Raw genomic sequence first — 16,792 nt, 5'->3', positions numbered from 1 at the left:
CAGTCCAATTTTTCCGGATAACTTCGACTTAATTCGCTAAAAATTAATAGCTTGTAGGGTAATTGCGCCACTATGAAACAGCTATTTACCCTCGGTGTTTTGTTCCTTGTTTTCTACTTGGGAAGCTGTTCAGGATCCAAAAGCACAGGTTACAATCCAGAAATCGCCAAAGAGCTTGAGCAACGGAACAAAGGAAACATCAGTCTACTTCAGCGTATCCGGCAATTGCCCGGGGTTACCTTAAGAAATGGGGTGCCCTATTTTGTCAAAGCCTCCAATCAGGTCTTCGGTCAACAAGTCACGGAACCCTTATATGTTCTCAACGGATATATTATTGGCAACTCATTTAGGTCCGTGGACCAATTGGTCAACAGCTTTATGGTCGAGAGCATTGAGGCCTTGACCGGTGCTGAAACAGCGGAATATGGCTCAAGGGGTGCCAGTGGTGTCATCAAGATCAAAACCATCGAATAATCCCTTCCATTCATTTTTTTCTTCCCAACTGTAACCTTTTTCAATTTCTTGACTATATAGGATAAACAACAACCAAAAACAGCTATTGAAAGCGCTTTCAGATGAAATACTGATGCAAAAGGTTGCCGAGGGTAATTTGGATATGCTCAAGGTCCTTTTTGACCGACATCACAAACACGTGTACAATTTTTTGTACAAGATGTCCGGCGATAGCATGTTGAGCGAGGATTTGACCCAAGATGTTTTTTACAAGCTCATCAAATACAGGAGTTCCTATAACAATGGCTCATTCGTTTCCTGGCTGTTCACCATAGCCCGGAACAGTCTGAAAAGTCATTTTTCAAGAAACCACAAGCATCACGATGGTTTGGAGGTTCTTGAGTACAAATCCGATAAGGAAGAAAATGAAGATGTGGAAGATTATTCCCGATTGCAACAAGCCCTTAACCAGTTGGACCCAGAAGATCGTGAGCTGGTCATCCTAAACCGATTCAAGGAAATACGGTATGAAGAGCTGGCGGAAATCATGGGAAGCACCCCTGGAGCGATGAAGACCAAGGTCTGCCGTATCCTTAAAAAGTTGAAGAAAATTTATTTAGAAAGTTTATAACCATGAAGAATAATCACATTTCGGACTTGATTCCGGCCTATTTGGATGGTACTCTTGATAAAAATACCCAGAAAAAGGCAGAAGAGCATCTATCCCAGTGCCCTGACTGTCAAAAAGAACTGGAAGAGATGAAAACGCTGTTCAAGGCTTTTGAAGATGACGTTCCACATGTACCTACAAATCGACTCAGGAACAAATTCGAAGAAGCCTTGGAAGCAGAAAAAGAGAGTCTGGGAAAAATGGTTCCGTTGGTCCCGAAGAAAAAATCCAATTGGGCCACCAATCTGCTCAAAGTAGCGGCCAGCATAGCACTTTTGGTGGCTTCTTTTCAAATGGGAAGCCTCTTTCAACAGCGAAAGGTGGATGGAGACATGGCCATTTTAAAGGACGAAACCCTACAAATGAAACAGACCGCCATGCTTTCCTTGATGGAAAACCAATCCGCCAGCAAACGCATACAAGGCGTCAATTATATTGAAGAGTTTGAACATCCGGATGAAGCCATCATACAGGCGTTGGCCAATCGATTGATCCATGATGAAAATGACAATGTTCGCCTTACCGCTTTTGAGGCCCTTTCAAAATTCAGCGCATCGGATACCGTAAAGAATGTCTTCATCGAGGCCTTGGGAAAGGAAAAAAACCCAAGCATCCAGATTGGCATTATAGAGATGTTGGTACAGATACAGGAGAAAAAAGCAATCGCTCCCATGAAAAAATTGTTGGAGCAAGAAGATACGCAGCCTTTCATTAAAGAACAGATCAAAGCTGTATTACCCAAAATAACATAAACATCAAAAAACGAAAATCATGAAAAAAATGACACTTCTTTTCACGGCCCTTATCTTAAGTGCCATGGCCCATGCACAAAACGATTACACCAAATCCCTCAACGGGATAGAATGGGTGAAGATCGAATCTAAGGCGGATATTGTAGTTAGAACATACACGTCCAATGAGATATTGATCAAAGCCGGTGACCGGCATGAGGTTTCAGAACGCGCGAAAGGGCTCCGTCTAGTAGGAGAAGGCGGAAACGACAATACCGAGGTCGGATTTTATGTGGTACAGGACGGGAACACCTTGATCGTAAAAAATTTAAGGAAATCCGAAGGAGCCGAAATCTTTTTGCCCAAAAACCAAAATGTGGCCGTAAAGAGTACTTGGAACGGAAACATAGAAATTAACGGTTTCGCAGGTGAAATAGAAGCGGATGCCCAACTCAATGGCAGCATAGAGATTTTGGATGTGAACGGTCCAGTTACCGCCAATACCTTAAATGGTGAAGTCACTGTGGAGTTTGGGGCCGTAAAGCAAAGTTCCCCCATTTCCATTTATTCCACCAATGGCGCTGTAGACGTCACCATGCCTGGAAACACCCCTGCAGACCTTTCCCTAAGTTCTGTAAACGGGGACATCTACACCAATTTTGATCTAAAACGCGAAGAAAAGGATGGGCTTAAATCCGTTTCAGGCCGTAAAGTCAATGCAGCCATAAACAATGGCGGCGTGAACATCTCCCTAAAATCCACCAATGGCAACATCTACCTAAGAAAACAATAATTCAATCCATCATCTTAAAAACGAATCCTCATGAAAAATGTAACGACCCTAGTATTGATGGGCTTCCTGTGCCTGTCCCTCCATGCACAGAAAATCATTGAGAAAAACATTCCCCATGCCAATCAATTCATAGAATTGAATGTCAAGTTTGCCTATAAAATTGAGGTCAAGACTTGGGAAAAGTCCTCGGTGTATTTCAAAGCGGACATCACAACGGAAGACGGAAAATATCTGGACAAGTATAAATTGGACATCGATGAGGGTAACAGTTCCATTACCATCACCTCCAATCCACAGGCCCTTTTTGACGCCTTCTATGACGAGTGGAACAAAAACCGGCCGGAAGGGGAACGGCGCTATTACCATACGCATGAGACCTATCGGTTCAACTATGTGCTCTACGTTCCCAAGAATGCCATTTTCAAAGTGAGTAGCATAAACGGGAACCTAAATGCCGACCTTATTGAGGGAGACTTTACCGCTGATCTTATCAATGGGAATATTGAAATCAAAAAATATGCTGGTGATATGAACCTGAAGACCATCAATGGTGAAATTGACCTGGTCATGAAAAACTCCCGTCTGGTGGCCGAAACCATTCATGGCAATATTTATGCCGATGAACATCTGGAATTGCAAGTGACGGACCGGCACGTAGGCCAAAAGGTGGAAGGCAAATTTGACGACGCCACCCATCGGCTTCGTTTGAACACCATCAACGGGAATATGTACTTAAGGCTTTAGATCATGAAGATTTTCTATTTGGGATTGCTCTGGATTGGTGGAACAACCCTATCCTGTCAAAATCAAAATAAAACCGCCCCATTGACCAATACCCGTGAGCAAGATTCCTTGGAGTTGATCCAGATGGTCGCGGAACGGGAGAGGGCCATGATCCAAAAAGACATGGCCTTGGCCATGGACAGATTTGCCGAGGATGCCACATGGATCAATTCACAAGGGTATTATTTTGAAGGAAGGGAGGAGCTTGAAAAGTTTCATGGCATGATGATGAACAATGACTCCTTGGCGTATTACTATGAAGTAGGAAAACCCAAAATACGATTATTGGATTCCCAAAATGCGCTAGCCTATTATTCCTGGAAAATGTTCTGGTACAGAAAGGAAATCCCCTCGGATACCACTTTTAAGGAGATTGGATTAATGACCTTGAACGCGCATAGAGAAAAAGAGGGCTGGAAATGGACCGCGGTGACCAATCAGCATACACCATGGTTCTATCCGGAAATTACTCCCGTCACGGTGGACTGATCTCTTAAAATATCGGCGATACAAACTTGTAGAGCAACAAGGCCCAACCCACAACCAAGAGCAATCCCCCAATTGGCGTAACCGGACCCAAAAAACGAAGCTTTTCTCCTTTGGCGGCACTCAGGCAGAGGGCATAAATGCTAAAGGAAAACAAAAGAGTGCCAAAAATAAAGCAGTTCGCGATGACCGAATCCAAGGATTGGTCAAAGCCCAGATTAAAGCCCAAAACCAACAGCACAATGGCATGGTACATTTGATATTTGACCCCTGTCTCAAAACTATGGAGTAGTTCAGGGGTCAATTTCTTTTTAAGGGCATGGGCGCCAAAAGCACCAAAAACAACGGCCAATAATCCATAGAGTGCCCCCATCAGCTGGGTGAGAAAAATGGTTTCCATTCTAATAGTTTTTTTGGTCAAAGATCAATACTGATCTCATAATCTGAAGTGACCTTAAAGGCACACTCCTTGTATTTGGGCGGTCCGAACGCTTTCATCTTGGCCTTGGAAAAGGCCACTTTTTCCTTTGGAATGCCCAACCAGTTGGTATCCAGTTTTCCGTTGGCATTTTCATCATGGAAAACAGCCAATGCATACTCGCCCATGGGCAGATCTTGTATCTTCAAGCTTACCACGCCTTCATGGGCGGGCGCCGTTTCGGTTGTAAGGACCTCATCAAACGATAAAAAAGAATCATCCGAGTTGTACACCGCCACATTTACGTGGCCTTTGGTGGAATCCACATTTTTAATGTGTACCGAAATCGTGTTTTGCGAAAAAAGGGATATCGGGGCCAACACGAGTACTAAAAAAATCAGTTTCATAGTAAATTGGGACAATTATTGGGTTGTATACCTTGTACGATTAAAGAAATCATTTTGGTTCTTTGAGGTTGTCCATCAATTCTGATTGCAAAATAGCATATATTTTTTGGGTTTCGAGACTGTCCTGTAGGTTGAAATACATTTTCAGGGAATCGTGGTGCACCAATCGCACCTTTTGTTGTTTTAAGTCGTCTACAAACACATAGACCTTGGTCTGGGTAATGGAATCTTGGAACACGCCTTTCTCCTTGGCCATCCATGAAAACCCGGAAGAACGTTCCATTTCGGGCAATTTATCCACCAACATGATGCTGTCCATATCGGCAATTGGAATCCTTTGGTAATAGATTCCTGAAAAAATGCGAAACTCCCCCTCCTCGATTTTCTGCCAATTCTTGTAATGGGCCACAAAGGCAAGGGTACAGGCCACCAAAGTAAGAACGATCAATACGTTCCAAAGCCAATGTCTTTTATTTCTGTTCATCCTTCTTATCCGTTCTGTACTTATCAAACCAAGCCACAATATGGGCTACTTTGGTCATGAGATTACTGGGCTTTCCGGCAATGCCATGGCTTGCCCCGGGAACCTCGACCAAAACAGTCTCGATCTTACGCAGTTTAAGCGCGTGGTACAGTTGTTTGGCCTCACTGGGCGGTGTTCTTAAATCTTCCATCCCCACCATGACCATGGTAGGCGTCTGTACATTTCCAACGAGGGAAATGGGCGAAAATTTCCAATAGCCCTCAAAATTTTCCCAAGGTTGCCCCGGGTACCGATTCTCGGCATAATAAAAATAGTTGTCAGCGGTAAGGGTTTTACTGATCCAGTTCATCACGGGTTTTATCACCGCAGCGGCCTCAAATCGATTGTTCTTGCCAATCATCCATGCCGACATGATCCCCCCGGCACTTCCCCCGGTCACAAACAATTGGTCTTCACGGGCAATACCCTTTTGGATGCAATGGTCCACGCCATCCATCACATCATGGTAATCGTCTCCAGGGTAATTGTTGTATAGTAGGTTCCCAAATTCCTCGCCGTAGCTCGTACTTCCTCTTGGATTGGGATAAAAGACTACATAGCCAGCTGCCGCAAACAACTGCATTTCAGCGGAAAATCGATCCCCATAATTGGCAATCGGACCACCATGGTTCTCTACCATAAAAGGATACTTCTTGCTTGAATCATAATTTGGGGGATACACCACCCATCCTTGAATGTCGCGGCCATCCACGGACGATTTGTACCAAACCTCCTCTACCCTTCCCAGTTCCCTGTAGTTGAGCAGGGCATCATTTAAACGGGTGACCCGCACAGGGTTCTTTGCCTTTGGTCCCAGAATGGCCAAATCCGAAGGATACTCTGGTTGTGTTTGGGTGTAGGCAATCGTTCCATTGTCGGAAACACTGTATGAACCCCCAGAATAAGGTCGGCCCAAGGTAGTTCCACCCACATTGTCCACCAACTTGGTCATTTTTCCATTAAGGGAAATCAGACCAACCTTTCCATTTCCTTTATCATCATAATATACATAGACCCCATCTCCTTTGGCGTTCCACTGGATATCGGCAATGGATCGGTCAAAATCCTTGGCAATGACCCTTTTGTTGCTCCCATCAACATTCATGATGTGCAATTTTCGGACTTGATAGGTCTGTATCTTGTCTTCATACCCCACATAGGCAATACTTTTTCCATCTGGGGATACCTGGGGATCATGGTCAGGACCATTGCGGTCTGTCAAGGTCACGATTTCACCAGTTTCCACATCCACCGAATAGATCTCGCTGTTTCGAAAACGGTATTCCCAATCGGCTACCCTATTGGCCGAAAAATAAATCTTTGACCCATCCTTGCCCCATGAAAGGTTTCCCCTGTGGTGCCAATCCCCAGAAGTTATCTGGCGAGGTGCCCCACCGTTTGCGGGAATGGTAAAAATATGGTTGAACCCTGGGGCAATATAACCCCTACCATCTGCTTCATGGTAGACCCGATCCGTAATCCGAGGCGTATCCTGCCATTTGGCCCCTTTGGGCTTTGCCGGAATTTTGGCGATCACGGGAGGTGCTTGGGGCACGTTCATGGAAAAGGCCAATTGTTTCCCATCAGGTGACCAAGTCAATGAACTTGGGCTAAAGGGCAATTGGGTAAGCTTGGCCACTCTTCCCGAGGCAACCCAATACATATAGATTTCAGAACCCTCATCGGTACTGCTCGCAAAGACAATACGGTCTCCATTGGGCGACCATCGCGGACTGCTTTCGTTCATCTCTCGAGAAGTGAGCTTTTGGTTTTGGCTTCCATCGGTTTTGATCAACCAAAGGTTGCCCGTTTCGGCATCCTTCATAATGTCCAAGCCCATACGGCGGTATACCACCCATTCGCCATTTGGGGAGATTTGTGGATCGGACACATATTGGAGGTCAAAAATATCGAGATAGGAAAAGCTTTGCTTTTGGGCCATGGCAACCTGAACGGCGAATACCAAAAACAACAAACGGAAAAATGTTTTCATTGCATTACTTTTTGAAGTTTTTAAAGATAGCGCAATTCAATGGAGAATTCAATGCGGCCACAACCCCCGTTTGGGTTTCCTATTTAACTACATTACCCAACATCCTATTAAAACTGTACAACTCCCTATCTTTAGGGTCAATGATATTGAGGTAAATTCATAGCGGTATTAAGTTGATATTCAAATGCAAGCATACAATTTTATAGGCAAGAACGTATTGATCACGGGCGCATCCCGCGGAATTGGAAGGGCCACGGCCCTTGCCTTTGCTCAAAACGGGGCCAAAGTTGGCCTCAATTACAGAAGTAATGATGAAGCTGCCAAACACACTTTAAAGGAATTGCCCGGCAAAGGCCATCAACTCTTTAAGCGGGACATTTCCCAAAAAGAGGAAACCCAAGCCTTGATCGAGGACTTTGTGAAAGCGTATGGCCAATTGGATGTATTGGTGAACAACGCCGGCATTTCCATCTTTCACGAAATAGACCAAGTAGATTTTGACCACTGGACCCATGCCTGGGAAAAAACGTTTGAAACCAATCTTTTTGCAGTAGCCAATCTCTGCTACTGGGCAGCCAAATACATGATGAAATCTGGCGGAGGCCATATAGTCAATGTTTCTTCCCGGGGCGCCTTCAGAGGTGAGCCCACAAAACCGGCCTATGGGGCCAGCAAGGCCGCTTTGAATGCCATGAGCCAATCCCTGGCCAAGAAGTTGGCGCCCCACAACATTTATGTTGGAGTGGTGGCCCCTGGGTTTACCGAAACCGAAATGGCTGCCAAGACCCTTACCCCTGAGGAGAGGGAAAATTTGCTGCGCGAATCCCCTTTCAAACGAATGGCCCAACCCGAGGAAGTGGCCCATGCCATTTTATTTTTGGCATCGGAGGGTGCTGCTTATTCCTCTGGAACCATTATCGATGTGAACGGGGCATCCTACCTTAGAAGTTGAGCCTATGAAAGCATCTACCATTGCCCAATTGAAAAAGGAACTCCAGTATAGGTCGCCAGACGAAGTGTTGCAGCTTTGTCTCCGATTGGCCCGCTTCAAAAAAGAAAATAAAGAACTGCTTACCTATCTTTTGTTCGAGGCCGAGAACGAAAGTGGTTATGTGGAGTCCATCAAACAAGAGGTGGATGAATTGTTTGGGGAAATCAATACCAAGAGCTTTTTCTACATCAAAAAAAGTATCCGTAAAATCCTGCGGACCATCAAAAAATATAGTCGCTATTCCAACAAGAAAGAGACCGAAGTTGAACTCCTCCTCTACTTTTGCGAAAAACTGAACGCATTCACCCCGTCCATCCATCGCAACACGGCTATGCACAATTTGTACCAAAGGCAGTTGGAATACATCAAGAAAAAATTGCCAACCCTCCACGAGGATTTACAGTACGACTATGGATTGATTCTGGAGAATTTGTGACACATCCTTTTGGAAACCAACCCCATGAGTGATTCAAAAAGATTCAGTACATTAGGATACGACTAATATATCAACTCCAGAACTGATACTATGAAAATGCAACCAACCTCCTTGCGTATAGGGCTGCTTTTTGCCCTTTTGATCCCCTCATTTTTTATTCAAGCACAAAACATGGCCGTTGACACCAGCTTCTACAGTGGGTTCAAATGGCGAAACATTGGCCCCGATAGAGGTGGAAGATCTCTTGGCTGTGCTGGGAGTCCTACCCGGCCCAACGAATATTATTTCGGCGCTACGGGAGGTGGTTTATGGAAAACCATTGATGGTGGAAACACATGGTCCTGTGTTACCGATGGTCAAGTGACCAGCTCTTCAGTGGGTGCCGTAGCTGTTGCTGAGACCAATCCCGATGTGGTCTATATTGGTATGGGAGAGACCCAACTCCGCGGTAGCATCACCCAAGGGGATGGCGTATACAAAACCACGGATGGCGGAAAAACATGGTCCCATTTGGGACTAGAGGAAACCCAGGCCATTTCCAGGATACGCGTACACCCCACCAACGAGAATATTGTTTATGTGGCCGCACTGGGCCACCCTTATGGAGACAATGAGGAACGAGGGGTATTCAAAAGCACAGATGGTGGGGAGACTTGGAAAAAAGTACTGTATGTCAGTGATAAGGCCGGAGCAGCTGATTTGATCATAGATCGAAATAACCCGAACACACTATACGCCAGTACTTGGCAAGTGTATCGCAAAGCATGGAAAATGTGGGGTGGAGGTCCGGATTGCAAATTGTGGAAATCCACGGACGGCGGAGAAACTTGGACAGACCTCACCAAAAATCCAGGAATGCCCAAAGGTCCTATCGGTAAAATTGGGGTAACGGTTTCACCTGTCGATTCCAATAGGGTTTGGGCCGTTGTAGAGGCCAACGAAGGTGGTGTCTTTCGGTCCGATGATGCTGGAAAGACTTGGAAACTTACTAATAATGAACGTAAACTAAGACAGAGGGCCTTTTATTATTCGCGAATCTATGCCGACCCCAAGGACAAGGATGTGGTCTACGGGTTGAATGTGGATTTCTTTAAATCCACGGACGGTGGAAAAACATTCGATGTTGAAATTGAAGTGCCCCATGGCGATAACCATGATCTATGGATCGACCCCAACAACCCGGAGCGAATGATCAGTTCCAATGATGGTGGGGGCAATGTCAGCATCAATGGCGGAAAAACATGGACCGAACAGGATTTTCCCACTTCCCAGTTTTATCATGTGATGGCCACCAGTGATGTTCCCTATCATGTGGTAGGGGCGCAACAGGACAATACCACTTTGGCCATGCCCAGCGATGGATGGGATTTTATGCAAGCTAGAATGGGGGCCAACCATGGATGGTATTATGCCGTAGGCGGTGGTGAAAGTGGGTGGATTACCCAAAGTCCCACAAATCCAGATGTTTTTTACGCAGGAAGCCAAGGGGCCCTGCTCACCCGATACGACCGCAGCAATGGACAGACCAGGGATATTCAGGTGTATCCAAGGTTCTTTTCTGGGGAACCTGCCAGTGTACTTCCTGAGCGTTGGCAATGGACATTCCCCATTATGTTTGCGCCCAAGGATCCGAATGTGATGTACACCTGCTCCCAACATGTTTGGAAAACCACCAATGACGGACAGACCTGGGAAAAAATCAGTCCAGACCTTACCTATGCGGACCCAGAGACCTTGGGCAAAACGGGAGGGGTCATTACCATGGACATGAATGGCCCTGAGATTTACGCCACCGTATTTGCTTTGGCGCCTTCCCACCATGACATCAATACCATTTGGGCGGGATCGGACGATGGAAAAATCCACATAACCCGTGATGGTGGAACAAACTGGACGGATATCACCCCCACTGAGCTTCCTAAATTTTCAAGGGTGAGCATCATTGATGAATCCATTCATAATCCGGGCACCCTTTATGTCGCTGCTAACCGATATCAAGTGGATGACCGCGAACCCTATGTTTTTAAAACCCATGATTACGGAAAAACATGGACCAAAATCATCAATGGTATTTCACAAGGGCATTTTGCACGGGCCATTCGCGAGGACCATCAAAAGGAAGGCTTGCTGATCTTGGCCACGGAACATGGAGTGTATTTTTCAATCAATGATGGGGCCCAATGGCAATCGCTTCAAATGAACTTGCCCGATACCCCTATCCGGGATTTGGTCATCAAGGACAATGATGTGGTCTTGGGCTCCCATGGAAGAGGGTTTTGGATTTTGGACGATATACAACCTTTACGCGAATACTCCAATGATTTAATTGGCAAGAAACAGGCACTTTTTAAGCCCACGGATGCCATTCGGGGAATTTATGATGCCACGTTCCAATATTACCTGCAAGAAGAGGTGGATACCATCACTTTTGAAATTTTGGACAGCAACAATGCCTTAATCGATTCCTTTGGAGGAAATCAACCCAAGTACGAAGAGAAGAAAAGTGCCTCTTGGTGGGGCGGAAGTGCCAGCACAAAACCCACTACCGCCAAAGGGTTGAACAGTTTTTCCTGGAACCTCAGATATCCCGGACCCACCACCTTTGATGGCATCATTATTTGGGGTGCCCCAACAGATAGAGGTCCAAAAGCCCCTCTTGGGGACTATACCGTTAGAATGAAAGTTGGGGAGGAAGTGGCACAGACCGCTCCGTTCAAAATTGCCATGGACCCCAACCTAAAAGGAATCACAGCGGAAGATTTACAAGAACAGTTTCAATTGGCCTCCAAAATCACCCAAAAAGCCACTATGGCCAATGAAGCGGTCATACAGATCAGAAACATCCGAAAACAGCTCGATAGTCTTGGCAAACCCATTTCCAGCAAAGCATTCCAGAAACAATCCAAGGCATTTCTGGATACCTTGACGAAGATTGAAGAGGACCTCTATCAAGTAAAGAACCGTTCCGGACAAGACCCCTTGAATTTCCCCATAAAGCTGAACAATCGATTCTATGCCTTGCAGCGAAGCATTGAAACCGGGGATGCAAAACCCACAGATGGGGCCTATCAGGTTTATGAAGAACTTACCAAAGAGCTGGACATACACATGGCCCGATTGCAAGGAGCGCTGGAAAAGCAGTTGCCCAAAATAAATGCAACATTGCAAAAAAATGGGACATCCACGGTTAGATTACCATAAAATGGAATGATTTGAACTTAAAATGAGATTAAGTCTAAATTAACAACTGGCAGTATATCAACCTTGTAAAAAGTCGTATTTTTAGGGCGCTTTATGTTAAAGCTATTTGCCATATCACTTTCTTCGCTCATTTTTATGCAGAGCATCAACCTCCACTTCAATGATTTAGTGGAGTTGGATCAGCTTGTGGAACACTATCAATTCCACAGCGATGAGTATGGCGACAATTTCTTGGTTTTTATATCCAAACATTACGGTTCAGAGAAAACCCAGCACAGTCAACAGCATCAGGAGGAGCAGCAAGAGCATGAAAAACTTCCTTTTCAGCATCAAACGCAATGTTCCCAACTTTTGGTTTTTGTTGAAGACCACAAACCCATTTTGGAATCCCGCTCGGAAGTCCCTGTGGCCACTACGGATAATTTCCACTACCAAATGTCGTACTCCACTATTTGGGGTGATGGGCCTTTTCAGCCCCCAAAACACGCATAATTCATAGTATCTCCAGCTATGTTGGACACTTTTCGGAAGCTTTATCGAATTTATAACGCTATCTATTTCTATGGATCATGTTTTCAAACATCATAAACTTTAGCATTAAGAACAAATTCATTGTTCTGCTCTTTACTTTATTTATCATTGGTCTTGGACTGTTCTCTTTGTCCAAGATTCCCATAGGTGCCGTGCCTGACGTCACCAATAATCAAGTTCAGGTCATCACCACCTCAACCAGCCTTTCCACACAGGATATGGAACAGTTCATAACCTATCCCATTGAACTGGAAATGGCCAACCTTCCCGGGGTCAAGGAAATCCGTTCCATCTCAAAATTTGGAATCTCAGTGGTCACCATTGTTTTTGAGGATGATATGGGAACCTATCTCCCCAGACAATTGATTGCCGAAAAAATCATATCGGCCTCCAAACGAATCCCAGAGGGTTTTGGCACCCCGGAAATGGGGCCCATTACCACAGGTTTGGGTGAAATCTACCAATACACCTTGGATGTGGAACCCGCTTACAAGGATCAATACACGCCCACCCAATTGCGAACCATTCAGGATTGGGTCGTTAAACGGCAACTTTCCGGTATACCGGGCGTGGTGGAAGTGAATACATGGGGAGGCTACCTCAAACAATATGAAGTGGCCATTGAGACCCAAAAGCTGAATGCGCTGAACATTTCAGCCAAGGAAGTCTTTACCGCCTTGGAAATGAACAACAGTGTTTCCGGTGGTGGGTATATTGAAAAGGTAAACCAAGCCTATTTTATCAGAGGGGAAGGTCTGGTTGAAAATTTGCAGGACATAGAAAATATTGTGGTAGCCCGGAGAAGAGGTACTCCCATTTATGTTCGGGACATCGCCCAGGTAGGCTTTGGAAGCGCTCCCCGTTTTGGGGCCATTACGGGCAATGGCGAAGGGGAAAAAGTCATGGGCCAGATCATGATGCTCAAGGATGCCAACTCCAAAAAAGTCATTGACGCCGTTAAGGAAAGGGTTGCCGAAATTTCAAAATCTCTACCGGAAGGAGTTTACATCAATCCTTTTTTGGATCGTAGTGAACTCATTGGACGAACTACATTTACTGTGACCGAAAACTTGGTATTGGGTTGTTTGATCGTCATCTTTGTGGTGGTACTCCTCTTGGGCAACTGGCGTTCAGGGTTGGTGGTGGCCTCCGTAATCCCTTTGTGTCTACTTTTTGCCCTTACCTTGATGTATGTTTTTGGCGTCGACGCCAACCTGTTGAGTTTGGGAGCGATAGATTTTGGAATCATTATAGACGGGGCCGTTATCATTGTGGAGTATATCGCCTTTCAAATTACGACCAAGCAAGCCGAGCTCAACTCGCTTGATAAGGAACAACGTCAGGCGGTTAAAGACGATATCACCTTAAAGGGTGCCTCCAAAATGATGAACTCCGCTGTTTTTGGGCAGCTTATCATTTTAATTGTCTTTATTCCCATACTGTCCTTGAGCGGGGTGGAAGGAAAAATGTTCAAACCCATGGCCATGACCTTCAGTTTTGCCCTTCTGGGTGCCATTATCTTGTGTTTTACCTATGTGCCGGTGGCATCGGCCCTATTTCTAAAGCCCAATAAAAATTCTGAAAAAGGAATTTCGGCCCGCTTAATACATTGGATCAACAAAAAATATGAGCCGATCATCCATTGGGCCATGGAAAGTAAAAAACTGGTATTGTCCATCGCGACAGCCTTGCTTATTGGTGCGGCGATTTTATTTTCCAACATGGGAGGAGAATTTGTGCCTACCTTGGATGAAGGCGACTTTGTGATCCAACCCGTTCTCAAGACCGGAACTTCATTGGCGAAGACTGTGGAGACCACCACCAAGATGGAGCAAATCCTTCTGGAGAATTTTCCGGAGGTAAAGCAAGTGGTGAGCCGGATTGGGGCCGCCGAAGTACCTACGGACCCTATGTCCATGGAAGAAAGTGATGTCATCATTGTTCTAAAACCCAAATCGGAATGGGTCTCTGCCGAGTCCAAGGACGAATTGGCCGATAAGTTCAAAGAAGCTCTTTCGGTTCTACCTGGTATCGAAGTGGAGTTCACCCAACCTATAGAAATGCGTTTCAATGAGCTCATCACCGGGGTCAGGGCAGACATCGCCATCAAAATTTTTGGGGAAGACCTCGAGATTCTCGCTGAAAAAGCCAATGAGGTACGACAACTGATTGAAAATGTGGAGGGAGCCTCGGACATCACGGTGGAAAAAGTAGAAGGCCTTCCGCAAATGAACGTTACCTATGATCGCGCCAAAGTAGCCAGACATGGCCTTAATATTGCCGACCTTAATGAAATGGTCTCCATGGGATTTGCCGGAAAGGTAGTGGGTAGTGTTTTTGAAGGGGAGCGGCAGTTTGATCTTGCAGTCCGATTGAATTCTGAAAACCGAAAAGACATTTCAAACTTAAAGAATTTGTATGTTGATATCCCCTCTGGAGGAAAAATTCCTCTCAGCGAATTGGCACAGATTACCTACCAAAAAGGAGCTGCAAAAATCTCAAGGGACGATACCCGAAGACGTATCGTGGTGGGCATCAATGTTCGGAATCGCGACCTCCAATCCGTGGTGGACGATGTGCAGGAATTGGTAAATGCCCACCTGAAACTTCCTGCAGGCTATACCATCACCTATGGTGGGCAATTTGAAAACCTACAAAATGCCAAGGCCCGATTGTTGATTGCCGTGCCCATTGCCCTATTGCTCATTTTTATAATGCTCTACTTTGCTTTTAAATCGGTAAAGGAAGCCTTATTGGTGTTTACTGCCATTCCCCTTTCCGCAGTAGGTGGGGTTTTGCTTCTTTGGGTAAGGGACATGCCGTTCAGCATCTCGGCCGGGGTTGGCTTTATTGCTCTTTTTGGTATTGCAGTGCTCAATGGAATTGTGCTCATAGAACATTTTAAAGAGCTTAAGGGTTCACATTTCGACTCCATGGAGGATTTGATCAAGCAAGGCACCAAAGACCGATTGCGGGCTGTACTGTTGACGGCATCCGCTGCAGCGCTGGGCTTCTTGCCCATGGCCGTTTCCACCAATGCCGGGGCCGAGGTACAACGTCCCCTTGCCACTGTGGTCATTGGAGGGTTGGTCACCGCGACCCTGTTGACTTTGGTGGTACTCCCTGTACTCTATGCTTATTCACATAATGTTCATTTTGGAAAAACCAGAAAAAGAAAAAAAATGTCCAAAAACACCTTATTGCTGATAGCCTTTTCCTTGCCATTTCTTGGATTTTCACAAGAGCAATTGGGCTTGGAAGACCTCATGGCACTTTCCTTGGAAAACAATAAAGGCATACAGGCCAATGCGTTACAGGTAGACAGGGCAGATGCCCTGAAGGGAACGGCGTTCCAGTTTGACAAGACCGAGGTGTATTATCAATATGATGAGAACAACCTGGCCCTGAACAATGAACCCTTAAAGGTATTTGGAGTACAGCAACAATTTGAGTTTCCGACCGTGTATGGAGCCAAAAACAAACTCCAAAATGCCCAGTACGAAGTTCAGAAATCAGCGCTTGAAATCCGAAAAAAGGAACTGTTCAAATCGTTGAGTACCGTGTATTACAAGTATCAAACCTTGCACCAAAAAGCACTGTTGTACAAAACCTTGGACAGCATCTACTCCCAGTTTTCCCACGCGGCCAACAGGCGTTTTGAATTGGGTGAGACCAATTATTTGGAAAAGGTAACGGCCCAAGCCAAATTACGGCAAATCACCAATACCTATTCCAAAATCCAACAGGAATTGGCAACCACCTATACGGAGATTATCAGTTTGGTTCAGAGTAATGATATCTTGGACATCAAGTTGGAGAAACCCGAAAAGCTGACTGTGGTCAACCCAGTGGGGTTAATGGAAACGGAAACCACCTTTTTGGAATCCCTTCAAAACAGGAGCAATGCGGAAAAACAATTGGAGGGAAACCGATTACTCCCCGATCTTAGCCTAGAGTATTTCCAAGGCACCAACAATGGGCTGGGAACATCGCTCTACGGAATCCAATTGGGTCTAAAAATCCCCATTCTTTTCTTTGGGCATAGCAGCAGGTTGAAATCTTCCAAGATCAATGCACAGATTACGGAATTGGAAAACCAGCAGGTCACCATTGCCGCCAACCAGACCTATCAAGGCCTTTTAAATCAATTGGAACAACAGTCCAAGGAACTGGTGTACTATGAAAATGAAGGGCAGCAACTTTCGGAACAGATCATCAAAGCTGCCATGGGAAATTTTCAGAACGGGGAAATCGATTTCTTCCAGTACATCCAAAGCCTTGAAAATGCCTACGAGATCCAATTGAGCCATTTGGATGTCCTCAACCAATACAATACAACCGTACTCGCCATTAATTATTTGACCATAACATTATAA

The 16,792-nt window shown here is 45.4% G+C and carries 15 protein-coding genes; 11 read left to right on the top strand and 4 right to left on the bottom strand.

Annotated elements, in window-relative coordinates; translation table 11 throughout:
• Positions 1–72: 72 nt before the first annotated feature.
• From F8C76_RS13510 to F8C76_RS13485, 6 genes are all read left to right on the top strand, one after another.
• Complete coding sequence (locus F8C76_RS13510) at positions 73–474, top strand: TonB-dependent receptor (RefSeq protein ID WP_152132242.1); 402 nt, start codon at positions 73–75, stop codon at positions 472–474.
• An 85-nt stretch (positions 475–559) separates the two neighbouring features.
• Entirely contained in the window at positions 560–1,084 is a 525-nt protein-coding gene (locus tag F8C76_RS13505; RefSeq protein WP_152132241.1) for an RNA polymerase sigma factor, read from the top strand.
• 2 nt (positions 1,085–1,086) lie between these two features.
• Positions 1,087–1,875, top strand: coding sequence for a HEAT repeat domain-containing protein (locus F8C76_RS13500; protein WP_152132240.1), 789 nt, complete (start codon positions 1,087–1,089; stop codon positions 1,873–1,875).
• 19 nt (positions 1,876–1,894) lie between these two features.
• The gene (locus F8C76_RS13495) at positions 1,895–2,647 is read left to right on the top strand and encodes a DUF4097 family beta strand repeat-containing protein (RefSeq protein WP_152132239.1); all 753 of its coding nucleotides are present in this window, start codon (positions 1,895–1,897) and stop codon (positions 2,645–2,647) included.
• Positions 2,648–2,677: 30 nt separating this feature from the next.
• Entirely contained in the window at positions 2,678–3,391 is a 714-nt protein-coding gene (locus tag F8C76_RS13490) for a DUF4097 family beta strand repeat-containing protein (RefSeq protein ID WP_152132238.1), read from the top strand.
• A 3-nt stretch (positions 3,392–3,394) separates the two neighbouring features.
• On the top strand, positions 3,395–3,919 hold the full coding sequence (locus F8C76_RS13485) for a YybH family protein (RefSeq protein WP_152132237.1): 525 nt from the start codon (positions 3,395–3,397) through the stop codon (positions 3,917–3,919).
• A gap of 4 nt (positions 3,920–3,923) precedes the next feature.
• Here F8C76_RS13485 and F8C76_RS13480 read toward each other — a convergent pair whose 3' ends face one another.
• The 4 genes from F8C76_RS13480 to F8C76_RS13465 are packed head-to-tail and all read right to left on the bottom strand — an operon-like array spanning position 3,924 to position 7,257.
• Positions 3,924–4,316 (bottom strand): DUF423 domain-containing protein, encoded by a 393-nt coding sequence (locus F8C76_RS13480; protein ID WP_152132236.1) that lies wholly within the window; start codon positions 4,314–4,316, stop codon positions 3,924–3,926.
• A gap of 17 nt (positions 4,317–4,333) precedes the next feature.
• Complete coding sequence (locus tag F8C76_RS13475; protein WP_152132235.1) at positions 4,334–4,741, bottom strand: DUF2141 domain-containing protein; 408 nt, start codon at positions 4,739–4,741, stop codon at positions 4,334–4,336.
• Between the two features lie 49 nt (positions 4,742–4,790).
• Entirely contained in the window at positions 4,791–5,225 is a 435-nt protein-coding gene (locus F8C76_RS13470) for a hypothetical protein (protein ID WP_152132234.1), read from the bottom strand.
• Positions 5,212–7,257, bottom strand: coding sequence for a S9 family peptidase (locus F8C76_RS13465; protein WP_152132233.1), 2,046 nt, complete (start codon positions 7,255–7,257; stop codon positions 5,212–5,214). The genes F8C76_RS13470 and F8C76_RS13465 overlap by 14 nt, the downstream gene beginning before the upstream one ends.
• A gap of 184 nt (positions 7,258–7,441) precedes the next feature.
• On the opposite strand from F8C76_RS13465, the gene F8C76_RS13460 reads away from it, so the two are divergent.
• From F8C76_RS13460 to F8C76_RS13440, 5 genes are all read left to right on the top strand, one after another.
• Positions 7,442–8,209, top strand: a complete 768-nt coding sequence (locus tag F8C76_RS13460) for an SDR family NAD(P)-dependent oxidoreductase (protein WP_152132232.1) — start codon at positions 7,442–7,444, stop codon at positions 8,207–8,209.
• A 4-nt stretch (positions 8,210–8,213) separates the two neighbouring features.
• On the top strand, positions 8,214–8,684 hold the full coding sequence (locus F8C76_RS13455) for a hypothetical protein (protein ID WP_152132231.1): 471 nt from the start codon (positions 8,214–8,216) through the stop codon (positions 8,682–8,684).
• 90 nt (positions 8,685–8,774) lie between these two features.
• Entirely contained in the window at positions 8,775–11,885 is a 3,111-nt protein-coding gene (locus F8C76_RS13450; protein WP_152132230.1) for a WD40/YVTN/BNR-like repeat-containing protein, read from the top strand.
• Positions 11,886–11,978: 93 nt separating this feature from the next.
• Entirely contained in the window at positions 11,979–12,377 is a 399-nt protein-coding gene (locus tag F8C76_RS13445; RefSeq protein ID WP_152132229.1) for a hypothetical protein, read from the top strand.
• A 77-nt stretch (positions 12,378–12,454) separates the two neighbouring features.
• Complete coding sequence (locus F8C76_RS13440; protein WP_152132228.1) at positions 12,455–16,792, top strand: CusA/CzcA family heavy metal efflux RND transporter; 4,338 nt, start codon at positions 12,455–12,457, stop codon at positions 16,790–16,792.

It is taken from the genome of Flagellimonas olearia (assembly GCF_009184425.1).
GTDB lineage: Bacteria > Bacteroidota > Bacteroidia > Flavobacteriales > Flavobacteriaceae > Flagellimonas > Flagellimonas olearia.
Note: the sequence above shows the minus strand (reverse complement) of the source record. Positions and strands in the feature narration are given on the sequence as shown.